The organism is Bacillus cereus group sp. MYBK245-2, from assembly GCF_051916145.1.
In the GTDB taxonomy this organism is placed as follows: Bacteria; Bacillota; Bacilli; order Bacillales; family Bacillaceae_G; genus Bacillus_A; species Bacillus_A pacificus.
In genome coordinates this window covers 377,077-397,636 of record NZ_JBQAGB010000002.1, presented here as the reverse complement: position 1 = coordinate 397,636, position 20,560 = coordinate 377,077, and the positions used below count along the sequence as shown (strand labels likewise).

The window sequence follows — 20,560 nt, the reverse complement described above, 5'->3', positions numbered from 1 at the left end:
TTTAGGCGTTTTTACAACAAAACCTTAATTTATCATACCTGTTTTTTACCATCACATATTGGAGGTTAAAACATGAATAAAAAAAAGAAAATACAAAAATCAGTACTTTCCTTTACCCTGTTCTTTTCTTTAGGCACTTCATCTTTTCCGCTTACAACAGCTATTCACGCAGATACACGTGAGGAACCACCTGTAGAAAAAAAACGAGTCTCTTTAACGGAGCGTACATCATTATTTTTTGAATATCTCCAGCAAGGTAATTATGTAGAGGCACTTCAGTTGACGTCTGCTGCTTTTCAATCCAAGTTCACAGCAAACACATTACAAAACTGGTGGACACAAAGTGGTTGGAGCGTGATAAAAATCATAGGAACCCCCGTGATAAAAGAACGAAACTTAGTCCATCAGACGGTGGAAATTTCAGGAACTACCCAAGGTACTACCATACCGTTACTCCTTAAATTCACACCTGGGGGGAAAGTAGATGAGGTTGGGGTAAGGACGCCTCCGGAATCTTATATTATCCCGCATCCTAGCTATGATCAACCTGCTTTCTATCAAGAACGTGAAATCGTCATTGGAAATTCTACCTATCCGTTACCAGCCACATTAACAGTTCCGAAACATAAAGCTGGTGAGAAGGTACCCGTAGTTGTTCTTGTTCATGGTGCTGGCATCCACGATCGCGATAGTACATATATGGGAACAAAAATTTTACGAGACCTTGCGGTAGGCCTTTCATCCAACGGAATTGCAGTGTTGCGCTATGAAAAACGCACCTTAGAACACGCATTAAAGATGAGTGCAGAACCTGTTACGTTAGACCGTGATACTACAGATGATGCCATATATGCAGCAAAATCAGCAGCACAGCAGGAAGGCATTGATCCAAACAATATTTTCATTCTTGGACATAGTCTAGGAGCTGGCACAATGCCGCGTATACTAAGCAAAGCACCTTCCTCACTTGTTAGAGGTAGTATCCTACTCGCACCACCTGCACGGGCATTAACTGACATTGCCATTGATCAGAATCAATACCTCGGGGCGCCAAAGGAAGTAATGGATGAACTAAAAAGACAAGTCGCTTTTATCCAGGATCCTACTTTCAATCCTGACCACCCTCCAGCTGGCTACAATTTTGGGTCACCCCATTTTATGTATGATGTTTCTAGGTGGCGTCCAGTTGAAGAAGCAAAATCACGAAAAGAGCCTTTACTGATTCTGCAAGGAACACGCGATTATCAAGTAACAGTAAAAAATGAATATACAAAATGGCAGGAAGGGCTTTCAAACCGCAAGAATGTTCAGTTCAATGAATACCCAAAATTGAATCATTTCTTCACGGAGGGTGATGGGGCATTAAGTCTTCCTAGTGAATATGAAATTCCTGCTAATGTTCCTGAGTACGTTATCCAGGACATTATTAAATGGGTCAACGAGACAAAAAAATAAGAAACATTTAAATCCTTCATATAATCATTATTACGTGAAGGATTTTTGAAACTAGTGATTTTATCTAAATCATTCTCTTCTGTTTTATTAATAAAAAAGTTCAGACAAAAAACAGGCTGTGGAGAAGTCTTTCTCCACAGCCTAAAAATACCTATCTTTGCAAACCTCGTTTATATCGACTCGCTTCAAATATAATACGCTCTTCATCTAACGTTTTACATTCGCTATTCCAAACGACACGTTTTCCGTTAATAATTACATCGCTTATATCTTTTCCACTAGCTGCATATACAAGGTGTGATAACACTTCATCCGCTGGTTGTAAATGAGGCTTATTAGACGGATCAATTGTAATGAAATCAGCGTACTTTCCAACCTCAAGTGATCCTGTTTGTTTCATGCCGATTACTTCAGCCGCTCCTTTAGTTGCAAGTGTAAGAGCTGTTTCAACCGGTAACGCTGTTGCATCTCGATGAATACCTTTTTGTAGTAAAGTCGCTATACGCATTTCTTCAAACATATCTAAATTGTTGTTTGATGCCACACTATCTGTTGCAATACCTACTTTCACTCCTGCTTCTAGCATCGCTTTTACATTCGCTATACCAGAACCTAGTTTTAAATTACTATTCGGGTTATGTGCTACTCGAACATCATGTTCTGCTAAAAATGCACGCTCATTGTCATTTAATACTACACCGTGTGCAATAACTGTTGGGCGTTTAAACAATCCGCAACTTGCTGCATATTCTACTGGACGTTTTCCGTACTGTGCTTCAATATCACGTACTTCACGCTCTGTTTCCGAAAGATGTATATGAACCATCGTTTGATTTTCTACTGCAATACGAGCGCACTCTTCTAACAGTTCTGTACTGCATGTATATGGACTATGCGGTGCAACCATCGTAGTTAACATACCACTTTCGTTATAGTAACGCTTCACATATTTTTCAGCTTCTTCAATGGCTTTTTTTTCATCATCTTTCGTTCCGAAGCTAAATAAAGTTCTTGAAACAGCAGCTCGCATCCCGCTCCTTGATACCGTTTCCATAATTGCATCTTGATCTACTCCAATTGGATTAAACATATCAGAAAATGATGTTGTACCACTTTTCACCATTTCAAGTAATCCTAATTCCGTACTAGCGACCGCAAGCTCTGGAGTAAACTGACTTTCAAGTGGCCAAATTCTCGTCTCAAGCCACGGCTGTAATAACATATCATCACCAATACCTCTTAAGAGACTCATTACAACGTGTGTATGTGTATTTACAAGCCCTGGTAAAACCCACTTTCCTTTCATGTCAATTACTTCATCTACTTCAAAATCATTAGCGAATTCTCCGCTCTTCACATCTATAATTTGATCATTTTCTACAATGATATATCCATTTTCTATCACTTCATTTTGTTCATTCATCGTTACGATTGTAGCGTTTACATAAGTTGTTTTCAAAAGTATTTCCCCTTTCAACTCTATGAAGTTCCCTTTAATAAGTTACCACCATTATAGTAACTTATTAAAGATTAAGAGTCAAAAGATAATTTCAATTCTTTCGTTATCTTTTTCTTCAACATGCTATATTGTTTTTCATTTACATCATCCACTCTAATCTTCCCCTACTATTAATAGTTTTACACATCATATTTCAAAAGAGGCAGTAAACGATCCTTAAAGACCGTTGATGGTGTCTCTCCGATTAACTGTGCGCCCATTTTCAAGTAATATCCTTTTGCATTCGGATCACTATCAATCGTAAAACTTTTTAAGCCTAGTTCATTTGCTTTTTCTATTACATACTTCCAAATTATTTTCCCGTAGCCTTTCCCTTTGTAACGAGGATGAATGTACAGGAAATCGAGAGCTTGATCATTACGTAAAAATGAGAAAAATCCAATCTTCGTATTATCGTTTTCAAAAACATATACAAAATTATTATTTATATACTCTTCTGTAATAGTTAAATCTTCCTTACAGGCAATTATGAATTCTTCACTATAATCCCACGTCGCTTTTGATTGTAGTGCGAGTTCACTTAATTCATTTGCTTCACTTAATAACGCTTCTCTTATCTTCATGATTCTTTCTCCTCACCTTCGATATGTAAACTATTAAAATGATTCGAAAAGTAATTAAAAAACCCTCTTATTTTCATAAATCTTTATTATAATCAGTACGGCCTGTAACAATGTATTTAAAGAAAAAAACGCCATCTTTGAAAGTTGGCGTTTTCTTCTTCTAAAATTTTTTTCAAACTCAATCTTTCGTTTTACTATTTCTAACGATACACCTATACAGTTTCTACTACCGCTTCAAGCATTGTTCCATTTTTAGCATAATTCGTATGCCAAGAAAAAGCTTTTTCTAAAACATGAGGAGTTTGTCCACCTCTCGTTTTAGCTTCTTCGTAATAAGCTCTTAGCTGATCACGATACATTGGATGTGCGCAATTCTCTATAATTAATTCCACTCTTTCTCTTGGGGCAAGTCCTCTTAGATCAACATACCCTTGTTCAGTGACGATAACATCTACATCGTGTTCCGTATGGTCCACATGTGAAACAAAAGGAACGATACTTGAAATGTTACCACCTTTCGCAATCGATTTCGTAACAAAGATAGCTAGGCGAGCATTTCTCGCAAAATCACCAGAACCACCGATACCGTTCATCATTTTTGTGCCTAAAACGTGAGTAGAGTTCACATTTCCGTATATATCTAATTCTAAAGCAGTATTAATCGAGATTAATCCGAGGCGACGAATGATTTCAGGATGATTAGAAATCTCTTGCGGGCGCATCATTAATTTGTCACGATATTTTTCAAAGTTGGAAAATACTTTTTGCATTTTCTCCTCAGAAAGTGTGATTGAGCAGCATGAAGCGAAATTGACTTTTCCAGCATCCATAAGATCAAAGACCGCATCTTGTAAAACTTCAGAATACACTTCTAAATCTTCAAACTCCGAATCTAACATTCCATGAAGAACTGCATTAGCCACTGAGCCAATTCCTGATTGTAGCGGCGCTAAACGATTTGTTAATCGACCTACTTCGACTTCTTTTCGAAGGAACTCTATTAAATGCTGTGCCATAATAACAGTTTCTTCATCCGGAGGAACAATTGTCGATGGTGAGTCTAATTGGTTCGTAAACACAATCCCTTTCACCTTTTCAACATCGATTGGAATGCCAATCGTTCCAATTCGATCATCCGTTTTCACAATCGGAATTGGAAGTCTTTCTCCTTGCTTACCTGGTTCATATAAATCATGCAGTCCTTCTAACTGCGTGGATTGAGCCATATTCATTTCAATAATAATGGACTTAGCATTTAAAGAAAACGCTAAAGAATTTCCTATTGAAGTTGTCGGAATAATCATGCCATCTTCAGTAATCGCAACCGCTTCCAAAATAGCAAAATCTACATCCATAACGTCAGCGCGAAGTAACTCTGCTGTATGAGATAAGTGCTGGTCCACAAATAAAAAATCTCCGTTATTAATTCCTTTTCGCATAGTCGCATCAGCTTGGAAAGGCAATCTTTTCCCTAAAATTCCTGCTTCCGCAAATAATTTATCTACATCAGAACCTAAAGAGGCACCAGTATAAACATTTACTTTAAAAGATGTATCATTCTTAACTCGGTTTACAAGCGCAAATGGGACTGCTTTTACATCACCTGCACGTGTAAACCCACTTAAGCCTAAAGTCATTCCACTTTCAATCCATGAAGCTGCTTCTTCAGGTGTAACTACGCGATCTTTCAGACGTTCATCCCTAATTCTATCCAAATTATTCTCCATATGTAATCCCTCTCCCTATGAATATTCATAATTATTTTACACTTTAACAGTATCTAAATAGGGATTTCAGTATACAATGGCAAAAATTCAGACAAAACAGCGAATCTAACCTCTAAAGCAGAATAATTTAGAATCCTAGAAGCTTACGAAAATAACTAGCATATGATTGACTCACTGGTACCCTTTCTCCGTTATCCATTGAAAGTAAAAAAGTAGAGTGGGTATCAGGATAAATCGCTTTAATATGATTCACATTTACTATAAAGGAACGGTGGCATCTAATAAACGAATCTTTCGGAAGTAAGTATTCAAATTCTTGTAGAGAGTACTTATGTGTTCCTGTTAACTCTTCTGAATTCACATACGTCTTTTTATCTTTAGCTTCTAAATACATCACCTTTGAAAAAGGAACTGGAACCCATCCGTCTGTTGTTTTTAAAGTAACGACTGACTTTCCATCCGTTAAAGCTGGATAAATTGCCGTCACACAACCTTCAATCTGGCCATTATTTGAAAATGGTACCGCCATTCCATGATAAGGAATACCGAAAACATCTCGGTTAATAAACTCGGAGGCTTTTTGCTTCGTTACCATTGCTTTATGAGCAATCGTTCCTTCCTTAATAGGATCCCCGGCGCTAATCTTTAAATCAATACGTTTACTTGGCCGATAGTAAATATATTCTTCCTTATTCGAAACGGCGATTGATATTTCATCTGAAAATAATTCCCCAACAACATCTAGTAGTATACCTAACGTTTTATCTTCCATAGTATTAACACCTCATTTACTATTATACTACTATTATGATTTATAAAACCGTTCAACAATTTGAATGGTTTTATAAACAATTTAGTTCACCTTAGCCCCATAACACCTTGCTACTGCAACTGCCTGCGCTATATCTAATTTTACATTTTTCAAATCGAAACTTGTAAAATCAATTCTATCAACTATCGCTCCTTTTAAATTTGCACCGCTAAGTTTCGCCTTACCTAACTGTGCACCAGTTAAATCCGCTTCACGTAAATCTGCTTTTTCTAAATTACATTCATATAGGTCAGCTTCCACTAAACGTATACCCTTTAACATTTGTTTACTTAAGTTCGCAAACCTTAAATTCGTGTATGACCAATCACCCGATATGATAGTTATTCCATCTAAATTCGCTTCTTCAAAATCAGAGCCAGTCATTTTACATTCTTCAAACTTCGATACAAATAAATTCGCACCAACAAGCTTACAATTTGCAAATGTAGTTCCTTGATGGATAGAAGCGTTAAAAAGAGCACCGGTAAAATCACATTCTATGAAATTACAATTTTCAGTAGAAATTTCTGATGCATCTATCCCTCTAAAACGGCATTTTATGAACGTACAATTCTTCAATTCCTCTTCTTTAATCAAAATATCTTGAAAATCTATTTCTACATATTCTTTATTTACAAATTCACTCATAACTATTCCTCCATCTCCTTAAAGAAACCTCACTTCAAAAAGTGAGGTTTCTTCTCATACAATATGTCCATCTAACCAAGAAATCAAATCTTGAAATACTTCATCTCTATTTACTTCATGGAACATTTCATGTCTTCCATTTTCATATAAACGCAGTGTTACATCTTTCACACCGCATTTTTTATAATTTTCATATACTTCTTTTACACCTTTCCCCATATCTCCAACAGGATCACGATCTCCTGAAAAAATATGTATTGGAAGGTTTTGCGGTGTTTTCTTAAACTCTTCTAGTTTATTTACTTCTAACACACCAGAAAATAATTCTCGATAAAAACTAGTCGTACAAATGAATCCACATAACGGATCCGCAATATATTTATCTACTTGGCTGTTATCTGAAGATAACCAATCAAATTTTGTACGATTTGGTTTAAAGTGTGAATTGAAGTTTCCGAAAGATAAAAAGTTTAGCATCGGACTTTTCGTTTTTGCCCCGCGTAATTTCATCTCAATTGTCGCTACTTTATGACCGATACTTCCTAGAAGCCCTGGGTTTCCACCAGTTCCTGAAATAAGGAATCCATCATATAATTCACCTTTCAGTTGTACAGCACGTCTTGATAAAAAAGAACCCATACTATGTCCAAGTAAAAATAACGGGCATGTCTGCTCTTTTCTTATCGTTTCAGATACAAATATAACATCAGATACAGCCTTACTCCAACCTACATTTGGTTCAAAATGACCATAATCCTCTTCTCTTTTCACCGTTTTCCCATGTCCTTTATGATCATGCGCATAAACACCATACCCTGCTTCTAATAACGCATCAATAAAGTCTGTATAAACACCTGCATGTTCTGTCATACCATGTGCAATTTGAATAATCCCTTTCGGTTCACCTTCTGGTAACCACTTGCGTAAATAAATTTCCGATCCATCCATTGCCGTAACGAAACTTTCCTGTACGTTCATTTCGTCAGCCCCCAACTCTATTATGTATCTCAAAAATGAATATCTATTCATTATTCTTATTATGTATTATATGCAATTGCTTTCATTATGACAAATGCCTTCCTTTTCCGATTAGCTTTCAAACTATTTCTGTTGACGAAAACAACACAAAATTATATAGTTACTTACATAAAGTAATTATTATATTTTTAGGAGGTTTCTACTATGATGCCATCACTATTTTTAGCACATGGTTCACCAATGCTCGCTATTCAAGATACAGATTATACAAGTTTTTTAAAAATACTTGGAGAAACGTATAAACCGAAAGCAATTGTTATTTTCACTGCTCACTGGGAAAGTGAAGTATTAACGATTTCCTCATCAGATAACGAATATGAAACAATTTATGATTTTGGAGGTTTTCCTCCAGAGTTATACGAAATTAAATATCGTGCAAAAGGTTCTTCTAGCATTGCATCCATGTTAGAAACAAAGTTTAAAAACAAAGGTATTCCAGTCCATCATAATATGACGAGAGGTTTAGATCATGGCTCATGGACACTCTTGCATCGCATGTATCCAGAAGCAAATATTCCTGTCGTCCAAATATCAGTAAATCCATTCCTTTCTGCAAAAGAACAATTTAAGATTGGAGAAGCATTAAAAGGACTTGGACAGGAAGATATTTTAGTAATCGGTAGTGGTGTTACCGTTCATAACTTACGAGCACTGAAATGGAATCAAACTACGCCCGAACAATGGGCAATTGAATTTGATGATTGGATTATTAAACATATGCAGGCTGCTGATAAAGATGCATTATTTAATTGGGAGAAAAATGCCCCTCATGCACAATTAGCAGTACCAAGAGCAGAGCATTTTGTACCTTTATTTATCGCTATGGGAAGTGGTGAAAATAGCGGTGAAGTCATTCATCGCAGTTACGAGCTTGGTACATTAAGTTATCTTTGTCTCCAATTTTAAAGAAAAAAGGATGAAGCATTCATTGCTTCATCCTTTTTTCTTTCACTTAGTTAACTAACTTCCAAATGTCGTTTCTCTGATACCTCTTCGTTCTTATTATGAAAATAAACCCAAATGCACGCAATAAACAATAGTGATGATGTAGAGAAGAAAACATATTGGAAACCAGCATGCGCTGCAATTTGTCCACCAAGTATTGGTCCAATCATATTTCCTAAAAACTGAAACGATTGATTATACCCAAATATTCGCCCCGTTACATGGGTTGGTGTATGTTGTTTTAGTAGAGTTTGTACGGAAGGTAATAATCCTGCTTGTGCGATACCTAATAAAAATCGAAGAATTAATAGTTGCCAAGCTGAGGTTACAAATGCTTGTGGAATAAAAATAATTCCTGCAGCAAACAACGCTACAACTAACGTTTTTTGAGGACCGATATGATCTGATAATCGTCCGAGTCTTGGTGCTGCCAAAATAACAGCTAATCCTGTCGCTGACATAACAGCGCCCGCAATTGTTTCAATATGCGCAGTTTGAGGACCAACTAAATTTTTCACGTATAATGTAACAATTGGCTGAACAGACATATTAGCAAGTTGAATAATAAATGTTGTTACAAACAAACTAATAATTAAATGCTTAGCTGGAACCATCGTCCATACTTTTTTCGTTTGTACTTTTTTTGCTTGAGCAGAGTGATTTTCTTCATGTAAGAAGAAAAAAACGATGAGAAAGGAAAGGAATAAAAAAGCTCCTGTAACAAGAAAAACATGGCGCATTCCAATTAACTCAGACAAATATCCTCCAAGTAATGGACCAAGTAAAGAACCGCTCACGCCACCAGTTGAAATTGTAGAAATTGCCCAACCTGAATGTTCTTTCGGAGTTTCTGCTGCAATAAATGTCATCGCGGTTGAAAGGAAACCAGATACTGCTCCCATTAAAAATCTTAGTGCGACTAATTGATATACATCCGTTACAAACCCCATAAGCGTCATAATAATCGCCATACCAAGGCTAGCACGAATTAGCATCAATTTCCGTCCATGTATATCACCAAGCTTTCCCCATATTGGTGATACGATCGCACCCATTAAAAATGTTACACCAAATGCAAGTCCCGACCACTGTGCAATACTAGAAGTGCCAGTCACACCTAATTCCTCAATATAAAAAGATAAAAAAGGAATTACTAAACTCATACCGGCTGCAGTGGTAAAACAACCTAGCCAACAAATCATTAAATTTCGTTTCCAGCTGGCCATTTTCACACCTTCTTTCTTTAGATACCCATTCTACACCCTTTCTTGTAAAAAGTTTAGTAATTTGCTTTATATGTAAAATTTACTACAAAACCCGCTATTTTCTAATAAGAATCACTACATCTCTACATTATTTTCATAATAAAACCAACTCCACCTAAATGAAGTTGGTTAATAATCCATGATTGGTATTAAACGCGCATTACAACATCTCTCATAAAACTCAACCGGACCTGCTTGTCCAATAATTGCATATTCATATCCATCTTGCTTCATACTATGCAGACTACAATGTAACAATTGCTTCCCTACACTTTTCACACGATTTTGTTTCGCCGTGCCCATTGGACCAAACAATCCTTTCTTTCCTCTCACTACGTCATAACAAGCGAAACCTACTATCACTTCTTTTTGTTCTGCTATATAAATAGGTACATTTTCTTTATATGTACGAAATCCGTACTCTATCGAATGTAACCAACGTTCACCAAATTCCTCACTAACAAAACTTACTAATTTCCCAAAATCAGAAGAGTTAGCCTTTCTAACATGACAAGTTAAATGAGTATAAGCAGGAACAAAACATTTTAAATCAACCGCTAAATCTCTTGGCTCTTCTACAATACGTAATATCTCTTTTTGTATTTGTGGATTTTCAATAAACGTATCCGCGCGAAAGAGTGCATATATAACATGTCCTTCGTTCATTAATACTTGCTGAAAACGTTCCATACGTTTCTTCGCTATTTGTAAAATTTCTAGCACCTTATAAGATACCTTATATTGCCCTATTTTTTCATACTCTTGATCCGTTAAATCGTCTTGTTTTCGTAATGAAAGTTTTTCTAAAAAATCCGTCCCCACGTTACGAAACAAATACATATACAACTCGCTGCATACGCCAGTACCTTCTTTACACATGCCAATAAATAAATGAACTGGTTGAATGATATTACTTTCTCCCTCTTCTGCTGCAATCTTCAATATGTTATGAACACGTTTTGTAAATTGAAATTCCTCCATATGTACCTTCATCCCCTACTACTTTACTATTAAACCGTAACCATAAATAAGTGAAACAATGATTCCAACTATCAATATACCTGGCAGTAAATTTGCCACTTTAATTTTAATAATACTAAGTAAGTTCAATCCGATAGCGGCTATCATAATACCACCTGTAGCTGTCATTTCTACTATAAATTGATTCATTAATTCTTTCGGGACCAAACTATTAATTTGTGTTGCAAAAACTGCGATGCCACCTTCATATAAAATTACTGGAATCGCTGAAAATACTACGCCAATCCCTAGAGTTGTCGTTAATATAATAGAAATAAATCCATCGATAATTGCCTTTGTAAATAAAATATCGTGATTTCCGCGAATCCCACTGTCGAGTGCACCAAGTATACCCATCGCACCAATTGCAAATATTAAAGTAGCTGTTACAAAACCTTCTGATATACTCCCTTTCCCTTTCGATCCAACTTTATTTTCTAGCCAATCTCCTAACTGTTTTAACTTTCCCTCTAATTGTAACCATTCCCCGATAACGGTACCAATTACTAAACTTAGTATGACAACAAGAAAATTTTCACTTTTCAATGCCATTTGAAGTCCAAGTACAGTAACCGCTAAACCGATTGCATGCATAATTGTTCCCTTCATACTTTCTGGAATTCTACTAAATAATTTACCTAGTAAAGTACCACATATAATGCAAATTCCATTTACAACTGCTCCTAATATAACCATTTCTCATTCTTCACCCTTCAAATTCTTTATTTCTATATTTTGGTTTATTCATTGATTTACAGGTTATCTATATGTTAACTTAATATTGAGAATATTAACAAATGTTTTCCACTGCATAAACCGCATTTTTTATATCTGTACATAAACCAATTACTTTTTTGTAGACTCATTGCTAATTGAATTGCGGGATAAACTCAAAAGGGAAGGTATTTATGAAAACTTTACTAAAACGATTTTTGTTAATAGCCTTTTGCATTACGCCAATTGTTGTATTAATTAACCACTCTTTTACTTCAAAAGCGAAAGACAAACCCGATTTCCAAAACAAATCTAGCAAAACTGCTTCAACGAGCGAGAAGAAAATAGAAAACCCGGAAATTACCCTCACCTTTTCTGGTGATACAATGTTCGATTGGCAATTACGTCCGGTAATCGAAAAAAACGGGGCTGATTATCCATTCCAACATGTAAAAGAAGAAATAACAAAAGCTGATATTTCTTTCGTTAATTTAGAGTCAGCATTTACAACGAGAGAAAAGAAAGCTCCAGGACAACTGTTTTGGATTAAAAGTGATCCATCCACGCTTCAAGCTATAAAAAACACCGGTTATGACATCGTAAATATCGGGAATAACCATACACTTGATTATGGGCAAGATGGATTATTAGATACAATCTCTCATGTAGAAAAATTAAAGTTCCCTTATATCGGAGCCGGAAAAAATGCAAAAGATGCATATACAGCACGAGAAATGACTGTAAAAGGAAAAAAATTCAAATTTCTTTCCTTCGTTCGATTTATGCCTGATACGAATTGGGTAGCTGGTGACAATAAACCTGGTGTTGCGAATGGGTATGATTTAAATCTCGTAACAAAAACAATTAAAGAACAAAAGAAAGACGCAGACTATTTAATCGTCTATATGCATTGGGGCGTTGAGAAATCAAATCGTCCTGTAGAATACCAAAAACAATATGTACCTAAAATGGTTGAAGCAGGGGCTGACGCGATTGTCGGGAGTCACCCGCATTGGTTACAAGGATTTGAGTATTATAATAAAGTTCCTATCGCTTATTCATTAGGTAACTTTTTATTCCCAAGTTATGTGAACGGAAAAAGTGCCGAAACTGGCGTATTAACTTTAACTTTTAAAGGAAAGGATGTCCAAATGTCATTCAATCCTTATATCATCCGTAACAATCAAGTTTCCCCTGTAAATGAGGAAGAAAAGAGAAAAGCTCTACAATACTTACAAACAATTTCAACTGATGTAGACATTGATGATACAGGGAACATAAAAAACAAACGAAACTAGACAACGCAAGATCTATTTCTCTGTAACATACTTTGCAGAATAGGTGATGAACATGCTGAAAGATTTATTAGAAAATGTAAGTTTGTTAGAAAACATTTATAAAATATCTATAGCCGTTCTACTTTTATGTTTATTTTTCTCTGTTAGACTTCTAAAAAAATAAAACGCGAGCGAAAACTTACTACCTTTGAATTTACTATGTATGTAATTATTCGCATTGCGATACTCTTTTGGTTAACTAGCTTTATCCTTCTTGAATATGGGAAGTATATAGTTTAACTATAAAAAAGATAGAACAAGCAGCATTTCCATTGCTTGTATCTATCTTTTTTATTTGGATGCTAACTCTTTCCTTCTATTAAATAAGTAAATCAAACAAAACAGGATTTTTATTAAGCTCCATAAATTGAATGTTATTTTCTTTAAAACGGGTAATTAACTGCGCGTAATCTTCTTTATGTTTTAACTCTACTCCGACTAACGCTGGACCATTTTCCTTATTATGTTTCTTAATATACTCAAAGCGCGTAATATCATCTTCTGGTCCTAATCCTTTATCAAGAAATTCTCTTAGCGCACCTGAACGCTGCGGGAATTCAATGATGAAATAATGTTTTAATCCTTCGTAAATGAGAGAACGTTCTTTCATCTCCTGCATTCTATCAATATCGTTATTTCCACCACTTAATGTGCATACAACTGTTTTACCTTTAATTTCATCCTTGTATAGATCAAGTGCTGCAATAGAAAGTGCACCAGCAGGCTCTGCTACAATCGCATTTTTCTTATACAGTTCTAAAATCGTCGTACAAACCTTTCCTTCTGGTACTAAAACGATGTCATCAATTACATCTTTACACGTTTCAAATGTTAACTTTCCTACCTTTTTAACTGCTGCTCCATCAACAAAACTATCTATTTTCTCCAATGCGACATTATCGTTTTGAAGAAAAGCCTCTTTCATAGATGCTGCTCCCATTGGCTCTACCCCAATAACCTTTGTAGCAGGACTAACACCTTTCACATATGTACCAACACCTGATGCTAATCCACCGCCGCCAATTGCTGTAAAGATATAATCCACTGGTTTCTCCATATCATGCATAATTTCAACTGCCACTGTTCCTTGACCAGCAACCACATACGGATCATCAAATGGATGAACAAACGTCATTCTATTTTCTTCACAATAACGCTGTGCTTCTTGAAAAGAGCTATCGAATGTATCACCAACTAATACAATCTCTGCGAAATCACCACCGAAAAATTGTACTTGCGATACTTTTTGTTTCGGCGTCGTTGTTGGCATAAAGATTTTTGACGGAATCTTCAATAAATTACACGTATAAGCTACCCCTTGTGCGTGATTACCAGCGCTTGCGCAAACAACACCGTTTTGTAATTGTTCTTTCGGTAAGCTTTGAATTAAATTGTACGCACCACGAATTTTGAAAGAGCGAATCAATTGTAAATCTTCTCGTTTTACATAAACGTCACAATCATATTTCTCAGATAAAACTGTATCACGTTGTAACGGTGTTTTAATAACGATATCTTTCATGCAATTATGAGCCATTAAGATATCTTCAATTTTCACTCTCTCCTTTACCTTTTGCACCATTTCATATCATCCTTATCTCTTTTTAATTAGCTCAATCAAAATTCGGGACTTTTAAGACTGCACCTGTATTCGCCGATGTTACCATTTGTGCATAACGCCCAAGCCAGCCCGTTTTCACTTTCGGTTCTGGTCGTTTCCATTCTTTTTTACGCTTATCTAATTCTTCGTCACTCACTCTTACTTCTAACAACCTTTCCTCAACATCAATACAAACGATATCCCCTTGTTCAAGAAGTGCAATCGTCCCGCCCGCAGCTGCTTCTGGTGAAATATGCCCTACCGAAATACCACGTGAAGCACCAGAGAAACGACCATCCGTTAATAGCGCAACATCTGCACCTAATCCCATGCCAGCAATTGCTGACGTTGGTGCTAACATTTCCGGCATACCAGGACCGCCTCTTGGTCCTTCATAACGAATAACAACTACATCTCCTTTCTTCACTTTCCCAAGCATAATACCCGCAAGAGCCTCATCTTGTGAATTAAAAATAACGCATGGTCCTTCAAATCGTTTTACTTCAGTTGCTCCGCTTTTAATAACTGCTCCATCTTTCGCGAGGTTTCCTTTTAATATACGTAATCCCCCTTCTTCACTATGAGGGTTTTCAAGAGAATGAATAACTTCCTTATCTTTAATCTCTGCATGAGCAATATTTTCTCTTAATGTTTGCCCCGTAGCAGTAATACGATCTAAATGAAGTACTCCTTCTTTTCGGCTCATCTCTTTCAAAATTGCACTAATCCCGCCTGCACGATCAATATCTTCCATATGCCAATTGGAAGCAGGGCTTACTTTACATAAATGTGGTACACGCCTTGAAACGGCATCAATACGGCTCATATCATAATCTAGTCCTGCCTCATGTGCGAGTGCTAATGTATGTAACACTGTATTTGTTGAACCGCCCATCGCCATATCAAGCGCGAACGCATCATCAATTGCTTCTTCTGTTACGATGTCTCTCGGTTTAATATCTCTTTCAATTAAAATCTTTAATTTCTCTGCTGCTTGTTTAATTAATTCTTCGCGTCTTGGATCAATAGCTAAAATACTACCGTTACCAGGAAGAGCTAAACCTAATACTTCACATAAACAATTCATAGAATTCGCTGTAAACATACCAGAACAAGAACCACAAGATGGACAGCCATGATCTTCAATATCCTTTAATTCTTCTTCTGAAATTTTCCCAGATTGATATGCTCCTACTCCTTCGAACACAGAACTTAAATCGACAACTTCTCCTTTAGATGTTTTTCCGGCCGCCATCGGACCACCTGAAACAAAAACAGTTGGAATGTTAATACGAAGTGCCGCCATCATCATACCAGGTGTGATTTTGTCACAGTTTGGAATACAAATCATACCATCAAACCAATGGGCATTTACAACCGTTTCTACTGAATCTGCAATAATTTCACGACTCGGAAGCGAATAACGCATACCGATATGCCCCATCGCAATACCGTCATCTACTCCAATTGTATTAAATTCAAATGGAACCATACCTGCTGCACGCACTGCTTCTTTAACAAGTTTCCCAAACTCATTTAAGTGCTTATGACCTGGAATAATTTCAATAAAAGAATTACAGATTGCTATAAACGGTTTATCAAAATCTTCATCTTTCAAACCAGTTGCTTTTAATAAACTACGATGCGGCGCTTTATCAAAACCTTTTTTAATCATGTCACTTCTCATCTTGTCAAATCCCCTCTTACGTATTTTTCACTTGCAATCTATTACTCTATTTCTTTACTAATTCTTTCGGTGCATCAATCCAGCTCATCATTTCACGAAGCTCAGCCCCTACTTTTTCTAACTGATGATTTTGCTCTGCTTTTTTCATCGCATTATACGTTGGACGCCCAGCTTGGTTTTCTAAAATCCATTTCTTCGCGAATTCACCTTGCTGAATTTCTGTAAGTACTCGTTTCATTTCTTTCTTCGTTTCATCTGTAACAATTCTCGATCCTGTTACATAATCTCCGAACTCTGCCGTATCGGAAATAGAATGGCGCATGTTCGTTAAACCACCTTCGTACATTAAATCAACAATTAACTTTAATTCATGTAAACATTCGAAGTATGCAATTTCAGGGCGATATCCGCCTTCTGTTAACGTTTCAAAACCAGCTTTCACAAGTGCAGTTACACCTCCGCAAAGTACCGCTTGCTCACCAAACAAATCCGTCTCTGTTTCTTCTTGGAATGTCGTTTCAATTACACCTGCACGTGTACACCCTACACCTTTTGCATACGCAAGTGCTACATGTAATGCGGTGCCCGTTGCATCTTGATGTACTGCGACTAACGCCGGAACACCATTTCCTTCTTGAAATACACGGCGAACGAGATGTCCTGGACTTTTTGGCGCGACCATCGCTACATCTACGTAACTTGGCGGATTAATTTGTCCGAAGTGAATATTAAATCCATGTGAGAAAAGTAACATTTGCCCTTCACGGAGATTCTCTTCTACCCCTGCTTTATACACATGTGCTTGCTGTTCATCTGGCAGTAACATTTGTACAACTTGCGCGGTTCGAACTGCTTCTGAAACAGACATTACTTCAAATCCATCTGCTTTTGCTACTTCAAAAGACTTACCTGGTCGAACACCAACTACAACTTCCACACCAGAATCACGTAAATTTTGTGCCTGCGCATGACCTTGAGATCCATAACCAATTACCGCAACTGTTTTCCCTTGTAATAACTCTACATTTGCATCTTTCTCATAATACGTTTTCATATTCGATACACTCCTTATAATTTATTTACTTGCAGTACATCAATTAATTTTTTCAACTGACTAACGAGTAATGTCGCTTCATTTTCAGTACAAACTGCTGTGAGTTTCATTTCAGAAACGCCACTAGTATCTCTTTCGTTTAAATGTAAAGAAGAAATATAATAGCCACGCCGAGCAAAAATCCCACTTATACGTAATAAGACGCTTGGCTCGTTATGAATAACGAGTGAAAAAGTATGACTCATTCTTCCCACCTCTTCATAATCATTTCGTTATTCCCTTTATTTGGCGGAACCATCGGAAATACGTTTTCACCTTCTTCTACACAAAAATCAACTACGACAGGACCTTCATGAGCAATTGCTTCTAACATCACTTGTTTCGCCTCTATTGAATTTGTAGCCCTTAACCCCTTCACTCCATAAGCTTCTGCCACTTTCACAAAATCTGGCGATCTAATTTTTGATTCTGATAAACGATTTTCATAAAACATTTCTTGCCATTGCCTTACCATCCCTAAAAATTTATTGTTTATAATAAATACTTTTACAGGGATGTTATTTTCAGCAATTGTTTGTAGTTCTTGAATATTCATTTGAAAAGAAGCATCGCCTGCAATACAAATGACGAGTTCTTCTTCTTTCGCAAGCTGAGCACCAATTGCCGCCGGGAAACCAAACCCCATCGTTCCTAGTCCGCCAGATGTTAGAAAAGTTCGTGGATTTTTCGCTTTATAAAAATGCGCAGCCCACATTTGATGCTGTCCTACTTCTGTCGTAACAATCGCTTCACCATTCGTTAATTCACTTACTAAGCTAATAACATGCTGCGGTTTTAAATCACTTTCTTTTTGATTATAGGAAAGAGGGTATTCTGCTTTCCATTCCTCGGTTTTCGTAAGCCATTCATCCGTCTGTGTACAAATCGGCATATGTAACAACATGTGTAACGCTTTTTTCACATCCCCAACAACTGGATATTCCACAGTTACATTTTTATGAAACTCCGAAGGATCTATATCAATATGTACCTTTTTTGAATAGGGAGAAAAGAGTTCTAATTTTCCTGTTACACGATCATCAAAGCGAACACCTAAAGCAAGTAATAAGTCACATTCTGTTACTGCCATATTTGCAGCGTACGTTCCATGCATACCGAGCATTCCTAAAAATAATGAATCTCCCGGCGGATATGCACCTAGTCCCATTAAAGTTGACACGACTGGAATACGATTTTCTCTCGCAAATTTGATAAGTTCATCAGATCCACCTGAATGAATGACACCTCCTCCAATATAAAGAAGTGGGCGTTTCGCTTTTGAAATTTCTTTAGCTACCTCTTTCAGTTTCATACTGTCTGGCATAGGCTCTAGTTTGTACCCTGGAATCTCAATCACTTCATTGTAAAAACTTGTTACATTTTCATTTTGAATATCTTTTGGAATATCAATTAATACCGGCCCCGGCCGCCCGCTTTCGGCGATGTAAAAAGCTTCTTGTACGATGCGTGATAAATGATTCACATCACGAATTTGGTAATTATGCTTCGTAACAGGTACTGTGATTCCAACAACATCCGCTTCTTGAAATCCATCTTTACCAATTAAAGACTTTGCAACTTGCCCTGTAATGACAACTAAAGGAATCGAATCCATATAAGCATCCGCTAAACCCGTAACTAAATTCGTCGCCCCTGGGCCAGAGGTAGCAAAGACTACCCCGACCTTTCCAGAAGCTCTCGCATATCCTTCTGCCGCATGAATGGCAGCTTGTTCATGACGAGTTAAAACGTGCTTCAAACCACTTCCGTATAACGCATCGTATACTGGCAAAATCGCTCCACCCGGATAACCGAAAACAGTCGTTACACCCAATTTCTTCAAACATTGAATCACGTGCCCAGCGCCTGTCATTTCTTCATACTGTAACTTCTCATACGCTGTATACTGCTGCTTCATTTCAATTAACTCCTCTCTTTATTTATGCTAAGCTTTCCGTCAGCCCGGGGACACGTACTCCTCTTTCTCTCGTTAATTTTTTAAATTCTTCGGTCAATTGTTTCGTTACACTTCCTGGTTTCCCATCTCCAATTTCTCTTGAATCAACTTTTACAACTGGAATTAACTCCGCTGCCGTTCCTGTTAAAAACACTTCATCTGCTACATATACGTCATGGCGAGTGAATGGTCTTTCCTCACACGGAATATTCAGTCGTTCACATAGCTCGATAACACTATTTCTTGTAATACCTTCTAATGCTCCTAAATAGGATGGCGGGGTTAATACTTTTCCATCTTTCACAACGAAAACATTATCTCCAGATCCTTCACAAACATATCCTTGTTGATTTAACATAAGAGCCTCTAGCACTCCTGCTTGTGCCGCTTCAATTTTTACAAGTACGTTATTTAAGTAGTTCATCGACTTAATGCGTGGGTCTAATGCATCTGGTGTATTACGTCTTGATGCAACAGATACAACGCTTAATCCATTATCGTAAAATTCCTGTGGGAATAACTTTAATTGTTCTGCAATGATAATAACGCTCGGTTTCACACAACTTCTCGGATCGAGCCCTAAGTCCCCTTTTCCTCTTGAAACAATTAACCGAATATAAGCATCTGCATACTCATTTTTTTGAAGTGTCTGTAAAACCGCTTCTTCCATTTCGTCAACCGTCAGCGGGATTGTAAGTAAAATAGATTTTGCCGATTCATATAATCGTTTTACATGTTCTTTTAAACAAAATACATTTCCACCGTAACTACGAATCCCTTCAAATACACCGTCTCCGTATAAAAAACCGTGATCATATACTGAAACAACTGCCTTTTCTTTTTCTACAAATTCCCCATTCATATAAATGTACTGATTTCCCATCTCACATCGCTCCTCTTTTTTTCTCTCTATTTTTGCAATCTATTTCTATATCGATTGCTGAGATGAGTGTTTTTTAACAGAATATTCAGTATATAAACCTTAAAAATATACTCGTCTCAACAATCGATTACATACATACTTGTAGCGATCCATTGCTGAGACGAGGGAATCGTGGTACCACTCAGCTTCCTTACACTTCTCACGAAATATAAGCTCTGCAAGTCCAATTAGACTTTTGTTTTTCTATCGGAAACAACTCCGCTACTTTTTACTAGTTTTCAAAAGTAGTGCTCCGAGG

18 protein-coding genes, 2 pseudogenes and 1 other annotated feature (1 of these 21 cut by a window edge) are annotated in these 20,560 nt (G+C 36.8%); of the genes and pseudogenes, 4 read left to right on the top strand and 16 right to left on the bottom strand.

The window, feature by feature from the left end; all coding sequences use genetic code 11:
* Positions 1-72: 72 nt before the first annotated feature.
* Positions 73-1,455: an alpha/beta hydrolase family protein gene (locus tag ACTFRN_RS06870; RefSeq protein ID WP_140383359.1), complete on the top strand. Its 1,383-nt coding sequence runs from the start codon at positions 73-75 to the stop codon at positions 1,453-1,455.
* Between the two features lie 151 nt (positions 1,456-1,606).
* Here ACTFRN_RS06870 and ACTFRN_RS06865 read toward each other — a convergent pair whose 3' ends face one another.
* The 7 genes and pseudogenes from ACTFRN_RS06865 to ACTFRN_RS06835 form a co-directional block, all read right to left on the bottom strand.
* On the bottom strand, positions 1,607-2,932 hold the full coding sequence (locus ACTFRN_RS06865) for a bifunctional S-methyl-5'-thioadenosine deaminase/S-adenosylhomocysteine deaminase (RefSeq protein ID WP_139302968.1): 1,326 nt from the start codon (positions 2,930-2,932) through the stop codon (positions 1,607-1,609).
* 53 nt (positions 2,933-2,985) lie between these two features.
* Positions 2,986-3,060, bottom strand: a pseudogene (locus ACTFRN_RS06860) (YunG family protein); the annotation flags it as partial.
* Between the two features lie 33 nt (positions 3,061-3,093).
* Entirely contained in the window at positions 3,094-3,537 is a 444-nt protein-coding gene (locus ACTFRN_RS06855; protein ID WP_000701905.1) for a GNAT family N-acetyltransferase, read from the bottom strand.
* 212 nt (positions 3,538-3,749) lie between these two features.
* Positions 3,750-5,264: an acetyl-CoA hydrolase/transferase family protein gene (locus tag ACTFRN_RS06850; protein ID WP_000429779.1), complete on the bottom strand. Its 1,515-nt coding sequence runs from the start codon at positions 5,262-5,264 to the stop codon at positions 3,750-3,752.
* Positions 5,265-5,391: 127 nt separating this feature from the next.
* Positions 5,392-6,036, bottom strand: a complete 645-nt coding sequence (locus tag ACTFRN_RS06845; protein WP_000389695.1) for a LytTR family DNA-binding domain-containing protein — start codon at positions 6,034-6,036, stop codon at positions 5,392-5,394.
* Between the two features lie 81 nt (positions 6,037-6,117).
* Complete coding sequence (locus ACTFRN_RS06840; protein WP_014893850.1) at positions 6,118-6,723, bottom strand: pentapeptide repeat-containing protein; 606 nt, start codon at positions 6,721-6,723, stop codon at positions 6,118-6,120.
* Between the two features lie 54 nt (positions 6,724-6,777).
* Positions 6,778-7,701 carry an alpha/beta hydrolase gene (locus ACTFRN_RS06835; protein ID WP_001102609.1) on the bottom strand — a complete coding sequence of 308 codons (924 nt, stop codon included), beginning with the start codon at positions 7,699-7,701 and terminating at the stop codon, positions 6,778-6,780.
* 204 nt (positions 7,702-7,905) lie between these two features.
* Between ACTFRN_RS06835 and ACTFRN_RS06830 the strand changes: the two genes are divergently transcribed.
* Positions 7,906-8,667: a DODA-type extradiol aromatic ring-opening family dioxygenase gene (locus tag ACTFRN_RS06830; RefSeq protein ID WP_000982923.1), complete on the top strand. Its 762-nt coding sequence runs from the start codon at positions 7,906-7,908 to the stop codon at positions 8,665-8,667.
* Between the two features lie 50 nt (positions 8,668-8,717).
* Here the strand turns inward: ACTFRN_RS06830 and ACTFRN_RS06825 are convergent, their stop codons facing one another.
* The 3 genes from ACTFRN_RS06825 to ACTFRN_RS06815 form a co-directional block, all read right to left on the bottom strand.
* Positions 8,718-9,932: a multidrug efflux MFS transporter gene (locus ACTFRN_RS06825; RefSeq protein WP_000179308.1), complete on the bottom strand. Its 1,215-nt coding sequence runs from the start codon at positions 9,930-9,932 to the stop codon at positions 8,718-8,720.
* A gap of 168 nt (positions 9,933-10,100) precedes the next feature.
* Positions 10,101-10,952, bottom strand: coding sequence for a GNAT family N-acetyltransferase (locus ACTFRN_RS06820; RefSeq protein WP_000390879.1), 852 nt, complete (start codon positions 10,950-10,952; stop codon positions 10,101-10,103).
* A gap of 18 nt (positions 10,953-10,970) precedes the next feature.
* A complete protein-coding gene (locus ACTFRN_RS06815) occupies positions 10,971-11,687 on the bottom strand; it encodes a DUF554 domain-containing protein (RefSeq protein WP_000236008.1) in 717 nt (238 codons plus the stop codon).
* Between the two features lie 212 nt (positions 11,688-11,899).
* Between ACTFRN_RS06815 and ACTFRN_RS06810 the strand changes: the two genes are divergently transcribed.
* Both ACTFRN_RS06810 and ACTFRN_RS06805 read left to right on the top strand, forming a co-directional pair.
* Entirely contained in the window at positions 11,900-13,003 is a 1,104-nt protein-coding gene (locus ACTFRN_RS06810; protein WP_000854506.1) for a CapA family protein, read from the top strand.
* 52 nt (positions 13,004-13,055) lie between these two features.
* A pseudogene (locus ACTFRN_RS06805) lies at positions 13,056-13,282 on the top strand (hypothetical protein).
* Between the two features lie 79 nt (positions 13,283-13,361).
* On the opposite strand, the gene ilvA reads toward ACTFRN_RS06805, so the two are convergent.
* The 6 genes from ilvA to ilvE are packed head-to-tail and all read right to left on the bottom strand — an operon-like array spanning position 13,362 to position 20,262.
* Entirely contained in the window at positions 13,362-14,624 is a 1,263-nt protein-coding gene (gene ilvA, locus ACTFRN_RS06800; RefSeq protein WP_000250335.1) for a threonine ammonia-lyase IlvA, read from the bottom strand.
* Between the two features lie 31 nt (positions 14,625-14,655).
* Entirely contained in the window at positions 14,656-16,329 is a 1,674-nt protein-coding gene (gene ilvD, locus ACTFRN_RS06795; protein ID WP_001255810.1) for a dihydroxy-acid dehydratase, read from the bottom strand.
* Positions 16,330-16,375: 46 nt separating this feature from the next.
* A complete protein-coding gene (gene ilvC, locus ACTFRN_RS06790) occupies positions 16,376-17,383 on the bottom strand; it encodes a ketol-acid reductoisomerase (protein WP_000861133.1) in 1,008 nt (335 codons plus the stop codon).
* A gap of 14 nt (positions 17,384-17,397) precedes the next feature.
* Positions 17,398-17,628 (bottom strand): ACT domain-containing protein, encoded by a 231-nt coding sequence (locus ACTFRN_RS06785; protein ID WP_000019916.1) that lies wholly within the window; start codon positions 17,626-17,628, stop codon positions 17,398-17,400.
* A complete protein-coding gene (gene ilvB, locus ACTFRN_RS06780) occupies positions 17,625-19,340 on the bottom strand; it encodes an acetolactate synthase large subunit (protein WP_074568343.1) in 1,716 nt (571 codons plus the stop codon). The genes ACTFRN_RS06785 and ilvB overlap by 4 nt, the downstream gene beginning before the upstream one ends.
* A gap of 22 nt (positions 19,341-19,362) precedes the next feature.
* Entirely contained in the window at positions 19,363-20,262 is a 900-nt protein-coding gene (ilvE, locus tag ACTFRN_RS06775; protein ID WP_000528130.1) for a branched-chain-amino-acid transaminase, read from the bottom strand.
* Between the two features lie 153 nt (positions 20,263-20,415).
* Positions 20,416-20,560, bottom strand: a binding site (T-box leader); it runs 95 nt beyond the window's last position.